Genomic DNA, 17,771 nt, shown 5'->3' on the forward strand with positions numbered 1-17,771 from the left:
GCCGCCGCGCACTGGGTGAGCCTGTCGTCGAACCTCGATCAGTCTGATTGTGAATTAGGGAGGATTGTTGATGAATGGCGCTGCGATTATTGACGTCATCGAGAAGGGAACCATCGCCCGGAACTTCCTGAAACAGATGGGCATATCGAACTTCTTTGACGGTTCACTGACCGAAGTGGCGATCAATCGGCCGGGAGAGATTTGGACGGAGGGGTCGGACGGCTGGAAGCGGCACAATGCGCCCGCGTGCACGTTCGATGCATGTTTCAAGCTTGCGAATGCGCTCACCGTGATGAAAGGGGGCAAGTTCTCAGCGAATCAGCCTATTCAGCCCGTGGTACTCCCCGATGGTGAGCGTGGACACGTGCTGATGTCGCCGGCCTGCGAGCAGGACACCATCTCGATCACGATCCGTATTCCCTCGAACGTGCGGTATACGGTTTACGAGTACGAGGAGAACGGGTGGTTCAGTGGCTATCGCGATCTGTCGCCGCGGCGTGACAGCGCGCACCACGATCTGCTCCAGCCATTCGAGCTCGAAATGCTCAAGGCGAAAAACCAGTGCGACATCGTACATATGCTCGAGGTCGCCGTCTCCAACCGGCTCAACATTGCGCTGGCCGGTGGCACCGGATCCGGCAAGACGACCCTAAACAAGGGCCTCTCCGACCTCGTACCGTCCTGTGAGCGGATCGGCACGATCGAGGATACGCCGGAACTCTCATTGCCAAACCATTCGAACCACGTCCATCTATTTTTCAGCGACACGCTGCCTGCGAAGGATCTCGTGCGCTCGACGCTGCGCATGAAGTTCGATCGCGTGTTCCTTGCCGAACTACGTGGCGATGAGGCGTGGGACTACATCACGCTCCTGAACACCGGTACGCCCGGCGGCATAACGACCGTTCATTGCAACGACGCCCGTTCGGCGCACTCGCGAATCGCCACTCTCGTCAAGCAGAGCGCGGTGGGCCAGACACTCGACTGGCGATTCATCATGGATCAGGTACGTTCGACAATCGATTTGGTGCTCTTCATGCGCAACAAGCGGCTTGCGGAAATCTGGTACGACCCGGTCGGCAAGTGGCAACTACTGGGGGGCATTTCATGAACGTTACCGTACTTCAGGAATCGGCGACCGCCGTCGCCGATTCCGATGCGTGCAAGCGGCGCCCGGATGGTGGACTCGCGCTCATGAATTCGACGGGTTGGGCGATTGCGCGATACGCCGTTTATGTGGAATGGCGCGATCTGTTGTGGGAGCCGGTGAACCTGTGCTGGTCCTCGAACGGCGCTGTGTTCCATGGACCGCTCAATGACGTGCGCGACGCACTGTGGCTGCACCGGCGGTTCGCGTTGCATGAAGCGGAGTGAAAAAGAGAAAGGAGACAGGCAGATGACGATACACGTGAAGTTCGGCATCGGCGCCAGTTGGATCGTCGTGATCATGCATTGAGGGAAGTCATGCCCAGATATCTCAGGATCCTTGTCCCCTGCGTCGTATTGTTGGCGATCGTGGCCGGTGCCGTGGCCTTTGGCCAGTACATCGGCGGTGTGCTCTTCGCCCGCATGCAAAAGCTGCCGCCTGAAACGGCAGGCGTATTCACGCTTCACGATTACTGGCTGGCGTATGGTGATGCGCCCGCGGTCCAGCGCGCGCTGAAAGTCTGCACGCTGCTCTCGGTATTGATCGGCGGCCTGCCGGTGGCGGTGGTCTCAATGGCGATGTTGAAGAGCCGCGGACGCGTCGCCCAGTTTGGCGAGGCACGCTTCGCCTCGAGACGTGATATCGAGAAAGCCGGCCTGCTCGAGCGGCGGGGGAGGCAGCCATGAGCCACCTGTATCCCCCGTTTATCGTCGGCAAGTACAAAGGCGAATACCTGAAGTACCACGGTCAGGATTTCCTGATGCTTGCCGCAGGCACGCGCGCCGACAAAGGCGTATCCATGGTCATCCCGAATCTTCTCACCTATCCGCATTCGGTTGTGGTGGAGGACATCAAGGGCGAGAATTTCCTGTACACGTCCGGCTATCGGCGTCAGTGCGGGCAGGAAACCTGGCTGTGGGCACCCTTTGCCGAAGACGGCCGCACGCACGCGTATAACCCGTTCACATACATTGAGCGCCGGCCAGCCTATACGCGTGTAGGTGATGTGATGGCTATCGGCGAGCATCTGTATCCGTCGAACGTCGACGCCCGGCTGAAATACTGGAACGACAACGCCCGCAATCTCTTCATCGGGATCGTACTTTACCTGCTCGAGACGCCGTCGCTGACTTGCGCGTTCGGTGAGGTGCTGCGGCAGGCCTCCGGCAAAGGGCGCTCGATCCGCGAGCATATTTCGGCGATCGTCAGCACGCGCACGAACGCTACGGTCACGCTGCCCGCGCTCAGCTTCGAATGCCTGGACTGTCTGAACCGCTTCCTGTCCCAGTCGAAAGAGGCGTTTGGCAACATCGTGTCCACGATGACCGCACCGCTGAATGTATTCATCAATCCGATCGTGGACGCATCGACGTCGCGGTGTGACTTCGATCTAGCAAGCGTGCGCCGGAAGCCCATGTCGATTTACGTGGCGATCAGACCGAACGAGCTCAAGGCCGGCGCGCTGCTCATGAACCTCTTCTACTCGCAGCTGATCGATCTGAACACGCGCGAGCAACCGGCTGAGAACCCTGAACTGCAATACCAGTGCGCGCTGATGATGGACGAATTTGCTGCCCCCGGGAAAATTGACATCATCGACACCGCCAATGCCTTCATTGCGGGCTACAACCTGCGCCTAATGCTGATTTTCCACAGCATGTCTCAACTCGAGGACCCCAAGCTGTACGGCAGGCACGGCGCGCAGACGCTCGCTGTGAACTGCAAGATGCGGAATATCTTTGCGCCCCGAACACGAGAAGACTCCGAAGAGTATTCGAAGATGCTGGGAACTTTCACGTATCTCGCGCGTTCGCGCGGGCGCAGCCGTGGCCGTAGTTCGTCCACGAACACGAACGAGACCGAGCACGCGCGCCCGCTGATGCTGCCTCAGGAATTGCGCGGCCTGCCCAGACGCAGGCAGATCATCACCATCGAAGGGTGCAATCCGATCCTGTGCGACAAGGCGTACTACTACGAGGACGCCGAGATGGTGCGTCGCCTCGTACAGCAAAGCCCGTATCTGCAGCGCGTCATGGCGGGCCTCGAAAAGGCCAATCGTCGACGCGAATTCTTCGGGTTTGCTCGGAAGTTTCCGGACGAAGCGCAGATGAAACATGCTGCCTTTGTCGAACGGGAACTCTGCGCGCCGGTGCCGCAGATTGACGTTGAGCAGTGGTGGCGTCGGCAGAACGACTTGCGCCGTGTCCAGACGGCCGAGATGGCGGCGTCGTTCACACTGGTGCGTGATGTGCGCGAGCACGAAATCGATGTGCTGAAAGCTGTCCACTTTGCCAACCGTATCAGCATTCGCGCTTCGCTTTTCAAGCTGATGCCATACCTGAGCGACGTGCTATCTGATGCGACCGCGGGTGACAAGCCCGCGGCCGCGCCCTTCTCGATATCTGAAGGAGCTAACCCATGAACGAGATTGAATTCCCGGAGGACCAGCTTGAGTTCCACGAGCGCGACGCCGCCAATTCCGACGACGCGGCGGCTATCCGCGCGCGCCAGATGTTACCGGCAAGCGAGCCCAATGCAGGTACTGTGTCGAAAGCACCTGAAACGTCGCTCGACGAAGCAACGCAAGAGCGGATGAAGAAGATTCGCGGAATTGACCGGAGGAAGGTCGAAGTCTTGCTCAAGGATAGCCCTGCGGTCGATGACGCTGTCAAGCCGGCCCCAGGCATCGGCAGGACGCTCGCCGCGAAGGAGGGCGACAACAGCATCCGGCCGAAGCCTATCGTTGAGAAGACCGGCTACGAAATTCCGAAGTCGGTCCGCGATCAGTATGTGGCGTTCGAGGGCAAGTATCTCGATCGCAAGAGCGAGGCCGTGCATTTCGAGGACAAGGGCCGCTCGCTGGCCACGGCGAGCGAAGACCGCGAGGTGATCCAGCATATGGTTGCGGTGGCGCAGGCGAAGCACTGGAGCGAGCTGCAACTGAAGGGCAGCGACGAGTTTCGCCGTCAAGCGTGGATCGCTGCCGAGCTGGCCGGCGTGCCCACGCGCGGTTTCAGGCCCAAGGCTCAGGATCGGGCGACGCTTGCTTCCGCGCGCGAGGCGATGCGTATTGCTGCCGGCGAGCGGTCGACGACTGACGAGCCGGCACGCACGAATACCGTTGAATCAGCGGCCGATGCGAAAAGCCCGGAACGACCCGTTGCGTCGGACGAAAACATGGGGCGGGGGAAGGGCGTGCCACGGACGGCAGGTGAGGCGCCTCGCGCAAGCAGGGGTATCGGCTTTCCCGGGCCGGACAGTCCTGCACCCGCGGCGGTGCCACCGGGCGGTGGCGCCGGCAGTCTGGCACCGAAGGAGGCGCGACAGCAGGCACAGGCCGCGCTCCAGACCACGACTCCGCAGGGAGTCACGCTGGGCGAGCTAATTGCGCACGGGTCGGCTCCGTTCAATCACGATCCAAAGCACAAGGACAGCTATTACGCGACAGTTCGCACACAGGAAGGAGAGCGCACCGTTTGGGGCCTCGACCTCGAACGAGCGATTGCGGAGAGCGGTGTCCAGATCGGGCAGCGTATCGAGCTTGAAAAGGGTGGTAGTCGCCAGGTCACCATTTTGCAGCGGCAGTTCGACGGCAGGGGACGGGAAATCGATTCGAAGCCTGTCACGAGCCGGCGCAATGAGTGGCTGGTATGGTCACCCGACGTGGCCGGGCTGCCGACGCGCGAGCAGCGTCAACAGATGGCGAGTGTGCGCCGGGAAATCGACGAACGGCGCCGCATCAACGAGGCGCGAGAGCGCTTTCTAAGTGGCAACTGGCGTTACACGAAGGAGCAGCAGGCGATGCTCGAAGCGGCGCGCGAGCGCATCAAGGAACTGGCTGCGCGCGAGGTGTTGGAAGACGAAATTAAAGGATTGCCCGAGCAACAGAAGGATCAACTGCGGGGGGAGTTCGAAAGCGCCGTGGCCGAGGCGCGCGCAACTAACCGTCCGCTCGACGTCCCGATGCCACAGGTCAGTGACGCAACGATCGAGGCCGTGCGTGAGCAGATCGAGCGCGAGCACGCGACGCAGGAGCCCAGCCAGCAGCATTCGGGGAACCTCTCTACGGAAAGCGCATCGGAGCAACCCTCACTGGAGACCGGACATGAGGCGCCGCCATTCGAACTGGAACCCTGATCCTAACCTGAAGCCGGACGATGACCGCGTGCAGACAACGGCCATTCCTGCCAATCCTTCTCCGGAGCCGCGAAGCATGAAAATCGCCGTGATGAACCATTCGGGCAATGTCGGCAAGACAACCATCACGCATCATGTACTGGCACCTCGCCTCGAAGGGGCGGTCGTGATTTCAGTTGAATCGATCAATTCCGACGGCTCCAACACCGCCGCCCTGCGTGGTAGCCAGTTTGATGAGGTGCAGGACCGGCTGATGAGTGTGATCCACGCCGTCGTCGACGTCGGCGCGTCGAACGTCGAAGACTTCATTATGCTGATGAACTGCTACGACGGTTCGCACGCGGACTACGATCGCTTCATCATACCCACAGTCTCGGGCACAAAGCAGCAGGTCGATACGATCTCAACCCTCGAGACACTGAAGGATATCGGCGTGCCGCCGCAGAAGATTCGGGTGGTCTTCAATATGGTCGACCCAAAGGAGGATCTCAACCGTTCCTTCGCAAGACTGTTCGATGCAGTTGGCCTTGAGCGCTGGATCACCCTGAACGCCAGGGCCGTGATCTATGAAAACCCCATCTTCGAAAAGATCAAGGGGACAGGCAAGACCATCGCCGATATTCGGAACGATCCTGCGGACTACCTGACCATGAACGCCGAAGCGATCGAGTCCGGGCTGCCCGAGGACCAGCGCGCATATATTCGGCAGATGGTGGCGCTCAAGCGGCTTGCAGTCCGAGTCACGTCAGAGCTCGACATGGTGTTCAGAGAGCTGGTGCAATGACATGGGCGCAAAAGATGATGCGATCCGCGAGGAGCTGATTGCGGCCGCGCTGGGCGAGGTAACGAATGTGCGTCGCGAGGTGAAGGCGCTCGGCGATCTGGTCGAGGCTTATCGCAAACAGCTCAAGGACGATGGCGAACTCGTGTTGCTGAGACTCACCGCGCGCCACGAGCAGTTCCTGAAGCAGTTCTCCAAAGCGAGTGTGGACGTGCTGGAGAAGGCGGCCAGTTTCGGCGAGGCACGCGATCAGTTGCTGGCCGATTTGTCGCTGCGCCAGTACGACGAGGCGAACGGCCGCAGCCGTAACCTCCTGCGCGAAGTACTCCAGCAGGAATGGCGACAGAGCGCCTTCGTCAGTCGGGGGGAACTCATGAGCTGGGTGGTGGTTGCGGCGATCACTGCTGCGGCACTAACTGTGGCGTTGCCGGCCGTTCTGGCTGCGTTGCATCTCTTCGGACGATGACCCGGGGGCGAGGCAATGGAACAACGATCAATTGTGGTCGCACTCTGTCGTGTGGCTCTCATCTGCACACTAGTGACGCCGCTGGCGCGTGCTGACGATAACGTGGCTGCGTGTGGAGTGGTGCTCTGTCTCGCCGGCGTAATGGACGGTGGTAGCAGTGGCAAAACGTGTGGCGAATACGAGGCAACGTACTTTTCCATCGTGCGATTTCACCACGGGCACTTCGACCTCAGTGGTACGTCCAACGCGCGCGGCAATTATCTGAACGAATGTCAATCGGTCGGAAGAGACTTAAGGGGTTCGGTCAATTCGAGATATGGTGCTGTCGAAAATGGACCATAAATCGTGTTCCCGTTCTTCATGATGCTTCGTTTCATCACGCTCAACGGCCTGCACTAGGGAGAACTTGCCATGCGTCTGATTGATAGGGATCGCCCCGACCGTATCGAGCGATCGCTCACGCCGGAAGAAGCCGCAGCGGTGCGCCGGTTCTGCAGTGAGGGACAGGGAGTGCAACCTGGCGACGTTGGACTTGTGACAGCCGTGCTCGAAGCGATGCACGACGGGCGACACGTGCGGCGGTGGCTCGAATGTGACTGCCGGCCGGGTTCGCAATCTCAGCCGCGGCTCACCGCCCGCGTGCGCGATGAGGGCCCACGGCATTTTGTGCGGATGCACCAGTACGGCGAGCATCGCTGTACTCTGGCCTCGTTCCGGCAAGATCCGGAGGAAGAAGTCGACGCCGACGATGAGTTGTCGGCGCCTGGGAAGCATCATCCCCTCAAGCCGGTCGGCGATGCCCTCGACTATCTCGATGATATACATGAGGGCGTCGCACGTTCGGGCAGCCCGGGTGAATCACCAGGTGACCGCGTCGAAAGCGAAAAGCGCTTGCCGCGTCTTGGACGCATCATGCATACGCTGCTCGAGGACGCGGGGTTTGCTACCGTCCCGGTCGACTCCCTGAAGGTCAAGACCCGTTCGTGGGAGCGCCTTGACGCTTGGGCGCACGACGAAGCGATGAGTCCGGAGTTGACACTGGGGCAGATCCTGTATTTCAAGCCCTGGATCAGCCCCGCCGGCAAAATGGCTGCCATCGATTCGCTGCCCTGGCCGGGAACGAAGGCCCGCAGCGCGCTGCTGTTGTTCGTCGCTGATGAAGTCCGCGAGGGTGCCGCAGTCAAGCACACGGCGATGGGCGAACGAATGGTGCGCCCGGTAAAGGGCATCCGTGCCGGCGGCCGCGACCAAGGCCTGAAGCAGCCGCCGTATTGGATACTTGCGGTCGTTGACCGCGACCGGGATGGGAACGGGCGGTTTCGCGAGGCCTTCGTCCAGCACGCATATTCCGCGGCACATCCAGTTCCGCTGGACAGCCGCTACGAGCGTGTGACTCTCGAATCGCTCTTCGCCGTGATGGAGTGGGTAAGGAAGCGTGGTGTCAACGTGACTCTTTGCAAGCCGCTGTTTGACCGCGAGGTGCTAGAGCCTGACGGTTCCAGCGTCTGGTGCCGGCCGGACTTCGAACTGACATTCCGCACGGTCGCGGTGGGCGATACCACCGCACGCCTGCATCGGATCGTCGTCGAGACGATGGGAGCCGATGCACCGGAATATTTGGAGCGCAAGTCCCGCACACACGCCATCATGAAGCGATGGGGCGTCCTTATTGAGCTTAGAGTAGCGAACGACGACGGACAGGCTGAACGCAACGATGCGTTCTTTCGTCGCGTCGGTGCGAAAATTTTGCATCTCGCCGGCGTGCCACGGCCACCGACGGATCGGGAGGCACATCAATGATTCCTCAGGGCGAATGGGTCCAGATTGTGACCCGGTCACGCATTGGCAAGCACAACACGCAGCGGCGGCACCCGCCCTCGGCAGGATCCGTATCACCGCCGGCAGGCGAGTGGGCAATGGCAGCGTCGTGCGAGGACGAGGCGCTGTGGTGGAAGTCCAGACTCCGCCTCCACGCATCGGACCGCGACCGGATGCGGTCAAACCTGCCGGCGTGGGTGGTGAACCGGACCCACCGTACAGGACGTTAGATCGTGCCGCGACGGAAAGGTAACGACGGAACTGGGCTTGGCAAGCCGATCGCGTTCCGCCTTTCGGAGGCGGACCGGGAAGCGTATCTCGCGAAGGTGGCGGCGTCGGGCCTCACGCAATCCGAGTTCTTCCGGCTGGCGGTGCTGACCAACCGTACTCAGGTGATCGCGCGGCCGGCATCGAGCGCGGACCGCAAGCGCTTGCTATACGTCTTCAACAAAACCAGTAACAACCTGAACCAGATTGCGCACCGGGCCAATGCGGAACATTTGCGCGGCACGCTGTCGGAGGCGACCTACGATCAGTTGCTCGTGCAGCTGCAGATTGTCTCGCGATATCTGAAGAGCGTCCTAGCGAAGGTGGACTAGCCGTTTTGGGACATGCTTATGAACTGCTGCTACTTGTCCGGCCTTGTGTATCCCGGAAGCTCGCGTCGCCTTGAAGATCGCGAGCAGCGGTGCATAGAGTGGAAGGGGTGAGCGATGCTGGTACGGGTACGCGGGTATCACGATGGGATCAAGGAATATCTAGAAAAAGGCCAGAAGCAGGACCGGGAGTTCGGGCGCGACGAAATGGACGAACGCGTGATCCTGGCAGGTGACCTTGAACTGACAAACGACATCATCCAGTCGATGGATACTGGAGCAGAGCGGTACCTTCACGTCACGCTGTCTTTCAAGGAGGACCACGTCCCTCGGGAAGTGCTCGCAGAAATAGTGAAAGAATTTGAGGCTTTTGCGTTTGCTGCTTACCGGCCTGACGAGTACAACCTCTACGCGGAAGCGCACGTCCCGCGAATCAAGAGCTACGCAGATCGTCGCAGCGGGGACTTTGTCGAGCGCAAGGTTCACGTGCATGTGGTCATCCCAGAGGTGAATCTCCTGACTGGAAGACGACTGGAGCCGTTCGGCAAGGTTGATAGAAACCACAGGTTTCTTGAGGCGTTTCAGGAACACATGAACGCGAAATACGGGTTGGCGAGTCCGAAGGATAACCGCCGTCTGCGATTCACCGACGCTTCGGAGATGATCAGCCGGTACAAGGGCGACATTTTCCGGCCACTGAACCGCGAGCTGAAGGCGCGGATCCTTGAGGCTGTGGTGGCGGGCAACGTCACACGCTACCAGGATTTCCAGACGCTGCTCGCAGAATTTGGCGAGACCCGCACACGCAACGCCGGGCGTGCGGACGCTTACGAGAACGTGAAGCCTCCCGGCGCCGATAAGGGCATCAACCTGAAGGAATTCGTCTTCTCGCGCGAATTTATCGAGCTCGATGCCGCGGCCAAGCGCGCGGCGCTCGAACACGACGTTCACGCCGAGTACATCCACCCGGGCGTGCCGCGCACGACATCCCCGGTCTATCTCGATTCCCTCACGGAGTGGCAGGCCACCCGCGCCCGAGAGATCAAGTATCTGAACAGTGGCAGTAGCTTCTACAGGACGTGGCAGGCCGCGTCGCCAGAGGAACAGCGGCGCATTCTCGAACACCGCGAGCAGCGGTTCTATGACGCAGCAGGAGAGCACGATGAGCGAGCACCACGAATCGACGGCGTACGAGGATCCCGAGACTGGCGAGATTCACGGCACGGGGGAGGGCAGTGGTGGCCAGAGCCGCAAGGGGGGCGCGAGCCACAGTGGGAGCAGCAATGGCAAGAGCGCGAAGCCGCGCAGCACAGAGTCGGCGGGCGGTGGCGACGCGGGGCGGATCACGACTTTGACGCTCGTTTCGATCGACCCCGCCAAACGTCCCAATCCGCACACCGTGTGCGAGGTGTGTCCAGCCGCGGTATGGATGGCGACGCCGCGCGACGTCAAATGTTTCTGTCGCTTGATGCACTACTGGAGTTGGGAAACGAACAAGCCGACCGAATTGACGCATTGCGATGGACTGGCGATCGCGAGCGAACGGGAGGAGAGCAGCCAGTCCTGAACGGGCGATTGCGCGAGCGCGCGCCGGTGCTCGACGCGATCGCCACACGTATGTACGCTGCGTGGGACAGTTCCGATGACGCTGCGCGTGCCCGATTCGCCGCGACGGCCGCCGACAAATTCATACGTTCTGGGGCACCGTTCGGCAACGGACCGTCGCTCGTCGAGCCGCTCGGCTTGAATTCGGTGCTGGGGAGCAGACAGCTGCCGACGGGATTCGGAGCGCTCGAACCGATCCGCAGCCTCGCGGATATTCCCTCGCTAGATGCGATCCAGTCGCTTCCCTTCGACGAGGTGTTGCCGGTGGCCAGCGACGTTGCGGCCGAGGCATTCAACGCGCTGGCCCGCGGCGCCGCCGGGCGCGAGGCCGATACCGTTCGCGACCAGCTTGCGTGGGATCTTGTCGAATCGCGCGCGGCACAGCGGGCGCACGAACGGGAAGCGCTTACTCAGATTCGCGTCACACTCGATGCCACGCGGCTGCTTGCGGCGCTCGCGCACTCGCACGGGCTGATGGTCGAAAAGTATAGTGTCGGCAAGGGCGCGGATGGCGGCGACCGGATCAGAGCGGGCACGCGCAATCTTAACGTGTCGGATTTCCTCACGAAGGAGATGAAGCTGTCGTGGAACGAGGCGGCCCAGATGCTCTGCGACACGTATCGCGCGCAGACGGCGCGCGGTCCCGAGCACGGACCTCACCGCCCGCCGGAGCGCGACCTGTGGGGCGAGTTTCTGCGATGGCGCTCGGCATACCGTGACGAACTGCGGCAAGCGTGGGACAAACAGACACAACATGAAAAGGCGCGGCGCGGCGCGATCAAGACCGCGTTCTACGACACGCGGAGCACATTCGCCGACCGCATGGACCTGTCCTCCACCGAGCGCCGCGACAAGCTCGCTGCCGCGCGCGTTAGGCGCCTCGAGGCCGAGGCGGCACTGCGCGATCGCATCCGCCGCGAGCGTGCGGCACTCAAGGAGGCGGGGCGGCGGCCTATCAACGAGCACTACCGCATCTTTTTGCAGGAGCGGGCACAGGTCGGCGACGAGCGGGCGTTGCACGAGTTGCGACGCATGCAGCAACGCCCACGGTCTCGCCACGCAGACGAGGATCGTACGATGGCGCTTGGCCCTGCCTGGCGTGAGGGAAAGGCGCCGCAGCAGGAGAACGAGATTTTCTGTCGCGGACCGTCGATCACGTTTGAGGTACGGGCCAGCGGAGAGGTAGATTACCTCAAGGACGGCGCGGCGCTGTTCATCGACGAGGGACGGACAGTGCGGCTGTGGGACAGTGAGCGCGACGCCATTGAGATTGCGCTGCGCTTCGCCCAGCAGAAGTTCGGCTTCACCCTGTCATTGTCAGGCCCGGAAGACTTCCAGGCGGCCGCGGCACGTGTCGCGGCAGACTTGCGCATGCATATCGTATTCGAGCAACCCGAAACCGAGCGTATGCGTCAGATTCGCGTTGCGGAATTCGATGGCGAAGCACAGGATCGAAAAGCCGCCCAGCGCGAACGTGACACATGGGAGCGCGATCGGCTGCGCGAAGACGTGCGCAATCTGCCACCCGAACACGCGCAAGATATAACTCCGCCCGACGAACCGTATGTCCCCGACGGCGGCCCGAGAACTGAGAGATAGAACGGAAAGCGTCACTTCGCGCTGCCTTTTGTTGACGTGCAGCCGCGCCTTCACCCGGACGGGTTCACCGCAGGTCGTGCGTGAAGCCGAGCCGCAGATCGGGCGGTTATCGCACTGCTCCTGGATCGCCCAGGTGACCCGCAGCGCATGACTGCGACGCTTGTGCTCCAACACGGCGACCAAGTCGATCTGCGCAAGTCTGTCGTACCGGACCAGGGCAGCACCACGCCGTCTGCGCAGATCTCAAGGTCTCCGCCCATTCACAGAGGTCGATAAAGGGGGAAATCGGCCTGCGGATTGTAGAGCGCATTAAACGTTTCTCAACCTCGCGCAAAAATTTGTCACTTCACGTCGGTGTCGAAAATCGCAACTAACCGTCCGTGCCGGTTATTCATTTCCGCTGCTTCGCCACGAACCGTCCTGCAAACGAGAGGGCAATCTGCCCCCCACTTCCTAAAGGTGAGGATTTTCGGGATTGCTGTCCGGATCCAGTCGCGTTGATCGGAAGTGCGGCCGACGGTCGTCTCGCTGTGGCGGGAAGCGGGGTTCCGGCGCCTGCGGTGTTTTGTTCGCGTCGTCGGCTCCAGCGGTATTTCCTGTTCCCCACGCTGCAGGCATGCGCGACCGTACGGCAGACGATAGGGTGACGCTTTCATTTAGCTGGAGAGCGAAATGAAAAAGCGGTAACTGGTCGACGCGATCGACGCGCGATCGACGCCGCGACGGGCGAAAGCAACGCGACAACGGGCGAAACGATTAACGCGTTCATTGCGACGATCAATTCGTTGATTAGATTTTCTGCGTGAATTGGCTGGCTTGAAAAGAATGATGTAAGGACGAAACGGACATCGACATTACGCCAGGAATGTCGTGTAACGACTCCGGACCGAAGTAACCGGGCTGTCTTCAAGGAATCAACCATCGCGCGCTCCCCCGGGCTGGGCTGCGCACCCCTCGCCACTGGCAAGGAAGGTTTAGGTCCGCGCTGAGGCGCGCGATACCGGAACGACGCCCGCGTCTGCTCACATGACCGGTGCGACGGTGCGCCGACGGTCTTCGGCACTTGTAGAGGTGAGGATTTTCGGGATCGCTGTGGGGATCGGGCAGTCAATGACGGGACGTGCGACCGACGGTTCCTGTCGCTCGGGCAGGAAGCGAACATCCGGTGCCCGCGGTGTTTTTGTTCCCGTCGTCCGCGCGAGGGGTATTTCCTGAATCCTAGGCTGCCGGCATTGCGCGACCGCGCGGCAACGGGTAACCTCATGACCCGATTATGTATTGGTCTGGCCTCATAATCCGCCGCCGAAAGGACATCGTGGATTCGAATCCCATCGGTCCCGGTACATCGATGCTTGAACGGTATCTGGGTGTCGTTCGATATCGGCGTGAGATTTAATATCCGTTGGCGTTTGCGATGTGTGCGTTGCCGGTTCGCTGTATGCGGAACTGTCTTCCGGGCCGACTGACCTGCTGGCCGACCACGTCGTTCGCCGCGTCGATGAATTGCTTGGCCTTTTTGGGTCTTGGCTTTCCAAAGAATGACACTGCAATGCCACAATGAGTTGCACAAGCCCCGTCAAATGGACAACATAGCGGGGCTCCAACCTCAGCGAGGGGTGTCAGACATATTCTGTCACGGCTCGGGACTACCGTTTACGGCTTTCGTTCATCGCTCCGGGACTGGGTCGCGGAATGCGCGGAATATCTGGATTCGCTCGCGGAAGAAGCGTTGGCGCAGGTCATTACTTCACAGACGGTGGCCGCCTACCGGCGTCGAGATTGACTTGAACGGCGGCTTCCGGGCGGACGCAACGACTACGGACCACGCTGGAACGTTCAATTGTGTTCGCTTCACTATGTACGGCAACCGTTCCGTTGTTTTGAACCCAACCCTTGCTTATCACTTTCGGGGCTCTGGTGCAAATAGCCGGCTCGGTCCGGCTGCATTGCCTTCATCGTCTTCTTGAAGCCAAGGATTCTTAGCACTCGAGCGAGATTGTAGGCGAGTACGTTCAAACTCATCTCGGTACCTACGTTGGGCAACCTGCGCATCAGGAAGTGCGTGTAGCCCATCCAATGCTTGAACGTTCCGAAGACATGTTCGACGGTTCGTCTGCGCACTGTCATCGCATCAGGTGTCTTGTCCAGCCGACGTTGAACTGCTTCCAGCACCGATTCATGCTCCCATCGACTTATCCGTCGTTGGTCGCTCGGAGTGCACTTTGGCTTCATCGCGCATTGCGAACAGGCGCTGCTCCAGTAACGGCGTAGCTGTAATCCGTGTTCCTCGCTGGTGTAACGGTAAATTGCCCGTTCTCCAGCTGGGCATTGGTATTCGTCGTCCCGTGCAATGTAGATGAAGTCTGCCTTGTCGAATCGGCCATGGTATTTCGCACCTGATGTTGTCGGCTTCGGTAGCATGACCGCAATCCCCGCATCGGCGCACTCCTTTATCTGAGGCCCACTGTAGTAGCCACGATCGGCGACTGCCCGCAGTCTGCTCTTGCCCATCGCGTCTCGCGCAGCTCTTGCCATGGGACTAAGCTGCGCCCGGTCGCTGCCAGAGTTTGTGACCTTGTGAGCGACGATAAGGTGGTGTTTGGCGTCCACTGCTATCTGTACGTTGTAGCCCACCATTCCTGAGCCTTTGCCGCTAGTCGCCATGGAGCGTGCATCAGAATCGGTCATCGAGAGCTGACCGTCCGGCTCAGTCTTGAGTCGCTCCTTGATCTGCTCCAGGTTTCGCATCTGTTCGCGCAAGCGCTCGATCTTGTCCTTCAGCCGGGTCGTCTTTGCTTCCAGCTCTGCGGGTTGCGTACGATCTGCGGTCTCCAGCGCATTCAGATACCGCTGGATGCTCTCCTCGATCTGCTTCTGGCGCTTATCAACCTTACCTTCGGTAAAGTTGCGATCGCGTGTATTGACTGCCTTGAACTTGCTGCCGTCGATGGCGACCAGTGCTTGCGAGAACAGCTTCAGCTCACGGCACAGCATCACGAAACGGCGGCACACGTTGCGAATGCCAGTGCCGTTGTCGCGGCGGAAGTCAGCTATGGTCTTGAAATCCGGCGCCAACCGTCCCGTGAGCCACATCAATTCAACGTTGCGCTGGCATTCACGTTCCAGGCGGCGGCTCGACTGGACCCGATTCAGGTAGCCGTAGATATAGATCTTCAGCAGCACGCCCGGATGATAGGACGGGCGACCTGTAGTCGACGGCATCGCGCCATCGAAGCCCAGTGATGCAAGGTCAAGCTCTTCAACAAACGCCTCGATGATTCTGACCGGATTGTCTTCGGCAACGAAGTCATCCAGGCACTCCGGAAGCAGTGTCACCTGCTTGCGATCTTCACCTTCTATGAATCGCTTCATCCGGTCACCCATGCTGAATGAGTTAATCCAGTTTAGGTGATCAGCGTGTTTTCACACAAGCTCGACCCATTCCTGCCTCTCACGAATGTCAAGTGGCCGTCTCAAGTCGGTCTTGAAACGGCCTTTCGTAAAATGCTATTCCGTGATCGCTAATGCTAGGTGCAGTGGTAACGAGTTGAGTCTTTGAAAGCGATCTAATTGTTCCTAAGGCAATGCTGATTAAGTCCACCGCTTGTGCGCGTCAAGCGTTATAGAGCGCACAAGCAACGAGAAAGGCAAAAGACAATGAAGCAGCAGACGCTCGCGATGGCCGCGGATCAAGGTGCGGGGTTCGAGACCCGACGCAAACGCACGCGACGCGACGAGTTTCTTGACACGATGAACACGATCGTTCCGTGGACCGAACTGTGCGCGGTAATCGAACCGTATTACCCGAAATGCGGCAACGGTCGCCCGCCGATTGGTTTGGAGCGCATGCTGCGGATTCACTTCGTGCAGCACTGGTTCAATCTGGCCGACTTCGCTTGCGAAGAGGCTCTGTATGACAGCACCAGCCTGCGGCGCTTTGTGGGCATTGATCTGGGATGCGAAGCCGTACCGGATGCGACAACGCTGCTCAAATTCCGGCGGCTGCTTGAGAAGCACCAGCTGGGTGAACGGCTCTTCGCCGAGGTGGGGCGGGTGCTGCAAGCCAGCGGTATGAAGCTTGCCAGTGGCACCATCGTGGACGCGACATTGATCGCCGCCCCTAGCTCGACCAAGAACAGGCAGCAGGCGCGCGACCCTGAGATGCATCAGACGCGCAAAGGAACGCAGTGGTATTTCGGCATGAAGTTGCACATCGGGGTCGATAGTCAAAGCGGCCTGGCACATAGCGCGGTGGTCACGCCGGCCAACGTCCACGACAAACATCCGCTGCCGAAATTGCTGCATGGGCAAGAGCAACGCGTCTATGGAGATAGTGCCTATGCGAGCCAGAAAGCGCTGATCCGTGACAAGGCCCCCAACGCACGCGACTTCACCAATCAGCGTACGCGCCGTGCGGGCGAGGTTGACGAGGTAGCGCGCGGCAAGAATCGCAACAAGTCGAAGATCCGTGCTCGGGTTGAGCACGTGTTTGCTGTCGTCAAGCGCCTGTGGGGCTTCACGAAGGTGCGCTATCGCGGTCTGGCGAAGAACGCCAATCGCGCCTTCGTCGCGCTGGCGTTGACCAACGTCTATCTCTCGCGCAGGCGATTGATGGCACAGGTCCGCCCGTAATGGGCGAAAAGCGGGCGACAGGCCCGTGCCCAACGCCCAGGTTGGCAGGAAATGCAGGCGGAAAGCTTCTCTCACAATGAATCTGCCTTTGTTTGCGCCCGAGTAGATAAATACAACGGCTTGTTCAGCGTTGCCCTAACGCGCGTGGGCGCGAATGGTCGTGAATTATGCCGAGCGCCTTGTTGGCGACACGGTGTGCGACAGCGAAGCTGTCGCAATTCCACGGCTTTCAATGGCCGCCCGCGTGCGCTGTGAAGTTCGCGCCGCGGCCTCCCGTAGCGATTCGACGAGACGCTCCAGATTCGCGAACTCAAGACGTTGCGTCGGGACGATCAACGCAAGCGATCCGACCGCTTCACCGGAATCGTCGGTGAACAGCGGCGACGCGAGTGCCGATACCCCGTGTTCCAGTTCGTCTCTAGAGAGATAAAAACCCGCGCGTCGGATTTTGAACAGCGAAGTCCGAAACTCTTCGAGCGTCGTCCCGAGGCCGCTTTGTGCAATGTCCTCAGGATACTGTTCGAACAGTATCGCGAGCTTGGCCTTCGGGAAGGTTGAAAGAATCGCTTTCGGAGCGGCTCCGAGAAACAGGGGCCTAGGTCGGCCTCGGCCGTATCGGAGATCAAGAGCCGCGTCGTGAGTCTCCCGATGCGTGTCAACAAGCTCGTTTCCGTACCAGCGCGACATCACTACATCGAAGCCGGAATGCTCACTTAACTCGTGCATGATCGGCTGGCCGACCGCAAGCAGCGGGTCCGAAGCGCGCAGGTGGTAATCCAGCCTGATGATGCGAGGACCGAGACCGTAATCTCCGCCTGTGAACCGGACGAGCAAACCCGCATCCACGAGCTCACGCACGTAGCGATAAGCCGTCGGCGCCGAACAATCGAGTTCGGCAGCAACGTCTTCGGCGGACAAGAACGGCTTTGCCTCCGAAAACAGTTCCAGTATGGATAAAAGTCGGGTGATGCTCGACATCTGGGCGCTAAG

12 protein-coding genes and 1 pseudogene are annotated in these 17,771 nt (G+C 60.3%); 11 read left to right on the forward strand and 2 right to left on the reverse strand.

What is annotated here, in order from left to right:
* Positions 1-70: 70 nt before the first annotated feature.
* From virB11 to L0U84_RS42280, 10 genes are all read left to right on the forward strand, one after another.
* Entirely contained in the window at positions 71-1,111 is a 1,041-nt protein-coding gene (virB11, locus tag L0U84_RS42235) for a P-type DNA transfer ATPase VirB11 (RefSeq protein WP_233860040.1), read from the forward strand.
* Positions 1,108-1,374: a hypothetical protein gene (locus L0U84_RS42240; RefSeq protein WP_233860042.1), complete on the forward strand. Its 267-nt coding sequence runs from the start codon at positions 1,108-1,110 to the stop codon at positions 1,372-1,374. The genes virB11 and L0U84_RS42240 overlap by 4 nt, the downstream gene beginning before the upstream one ends.
* 90 nt (positions 1,375-1,464) lie before the next feature.
* A complete protein-coding gene (locus L0U84_RS42245) occupies positions 1,465-1,833 on the forward strand; it encodes a hypothetical protein (protein ID WP_233860044.1) in 369 nt (122 codons plus the stop codon).
* Entirely contained in the window at positions 1,830-3,569 is a 1,740-nt protein-coding gene (locus L0U84_RS42250; RefSeq protein WP_233860050.1) for a type IV secretory system conjugative DNA transfer family protein, read from the forward strand. Before L0U84_RS42245 ends, L0U84_RS42250 begins: the two co-directional genes overlap by 4 nt.
* Complete coding sequence (locus L0U84_RS42255; RefSeq protein ID WP_233860052.1) at positions 3,566-5,284, forward strand: LPD7 domain-containing protein; 1,719 nt, start codon at positions 3,566-3,568, stop codon at positions 5,282-5,284. The genes L0U84_RS42250 and L0U84_RS42255 overlap by 4 nt, the downstream gene beginning before the upstream one ends.
* Complete coding sequence (stbB, locus tag L0U84_RS42260; RefSeq protein ID WP_233860053.1) at positions 5,253-6,068, forward strand: StbB family protein; 816 nt, start codon at positions 5,253-5,255, stop codon at positions 6,066-6,068. Before L0U84_RS42255 ends, stbB begins: the two co-directional genes overlap by 32 nt.
* Position 6,069: 1 nt before the next feature.
* Positions 6,070-6,531, forward strand: coding sequence for a hypothetical protein (locus L0U84_RS42265; RefSeq protein WP_233860054.1), 462 nt, complete (start codon positions 6,070-6,072; stop codon positions 6,529-6,531).
* 411 nt (positions 6,532-6,942) lie between these two features.
* Positions 6,943-8,331, forward strand: coding sequence for a hypothetical protein (locus L0U84_RS42270; protein WP_233860055.1), 1,389 nt, complete (start codon positions 6,943-6,945; stop codon positions 8,329-8,331).
* A gap of 251 nt (positions 8,332-8,582) precedes the next feature.
* Positions 8,583-8,948 (forward strand): plasmid mobilization protein, encoded by a 366-nt coding sequence (locus L0U84_RS44130; protein WP_233860056.1) that lies wholly within the window; start codon positions 8,583-8,585, stop codon positions 8,946-8,948.
* 114 nt (positions 8,949-9,062) lie between these two features.
* Complete coding sequence (locus L0U84_RS42280; protein ID WP_233860057.1) at positions 9,063-12,149, forward strand: LPD7 domain-containing protein; 3,087 nt, start codon at positions 9,063-9,065, stop codon at positions 12,147-12,149.
* 1,941 nt (positions 12,150-14,090) lie between these two features.
* Here L0U84_RS42280 and L0U84_RS42285 read toward each other — a convergent pair.
* Positions 14,091-15,521, reverse strand: a pseudogene (locus L0U84_RS42285) (IS1182 family transposase); the annotation flags it as partial.
* A 285-nt stretch (positions 15,522-15,806) separates the two neighbouring features.
* Between L0U84_RS42285 and L0U84_RS42290 the strand changes: the two are divergent.
* The gene (locus tag L0U84_RS42290) at positions 15,807-16,781 is read left to right on the forward strand and encodes an IS5 family transposase (protein ID WP_233860058.1); all 975 of its coding nucleotides are present in this window, start codon (positions 15,807-15,809) and stop codon (positions 16,779-16,781) included.
* A gap of 165 nt (positions 16,782-16,946) precedes the next feature.
* Here L0U84_RS42290 and L0U84_RS42295 read toward each other — a convergent pair whose 3' ends face one another.
* A complete protein-coding gene (locus L0U84_RS42295; RefSeq protein WP_233860060.1) occupies positions 16,947-17,759 on the reverse strand; it encodes an IclR family transcriptional regulator in 813 nt (270 codons plus the stop codon).
* Positions 17,760-17,771: the final 12 nt, after the last annotated feature.

The sequence above is a fragment of the Paraburkholderia sp. HD33-4 genome, assembly GCF_021390635.1.
GTDB lineage: Bacteria > Pseudomonadota > Gammaproteobacteria > Burkholderiales > Burkholderiaceae > Paraburkholderia.

Excerpts from the sequence above, each read along its gene's own strand:
- L0U84_RS42250 (WP_233860050.1), top strand. The coding sequence starts at position 1,830 with ATGAGCCACCTGTATCCCCCGTTTATCGTCGGCAAGTACAAAGGCGAA.
- L0U84_RS42290 (WP_233860058.1), top strand. The coding sequence starts at position 15,807 with ATGAAGCAGCAGACGCTCGCGATGGCCGCGGATCAAGGTGCGGGGTTC.
- L0U84_RS42240 (WP_233860042.1), top strand. The coding sequence starts at position 1,108 with ATGAACGTTACCGTACTTCAGGAATCGGCGACCGCCGTCGCCGATTCC.
- L0U84_RS42255 (WP_233860052.1), top strand. The coding sequence starts at position 3,566 with ATGAACGAGATTGAATTCCCGGAGGACCAGCTTGAGTTCCACGAGCGC.
- virB11 (WP_233860040.1), top strand. The coding sequence starts at position 71 with ATGAATGGCGCTGCGATTATTGACGTCATCGAGAAGGGAACCATCGCC.
- L0U84_RS42270 (WP_233860055.1), top strand. The coding sequence starts at position 6,943 with ATGCGTCTGATTGATAGGGATCGCCCCGACCGTATCGAGCGATCGCTC.
- L0U84_RS42265 (WP_233860054.1), top strand. The coding sequence starts at position 6,070 with ATGGGCGCAAAAGATGATGCGATCCGCGAGGAGCTGATTGCGGCCGCG.
- L0U84_RS42295 (WP_233860060.1), bottom strand. The coding sequence starts at position 17,759 with ATGTCGAGCATCACCCGACTTTTATCCATACTGGAACTGTTTTCGGAG.
- L0U84_RS42280 (WP_233860057.1), top strand. The coding sequence starts at position 9,063 with ATGCTGGTACGGGTACGCGGGTATCACGATGGGATCAAGGAATATCTA.
- L0U84_RS42245 (WP_233860044.1), top strand. The coding sequence starts at position 1,465 with ATGCCCAGATATCTCAGGATCCTTGTCCCCTGCGTCGTATTGTTGGCG.
- stbB (WP_233860053.1), top strand. The coding sequence starts at position 5,253 with ATGAGGCGCCGCCATTCGAACTGGAACCCTGATCCTAACCTGAAGCCG.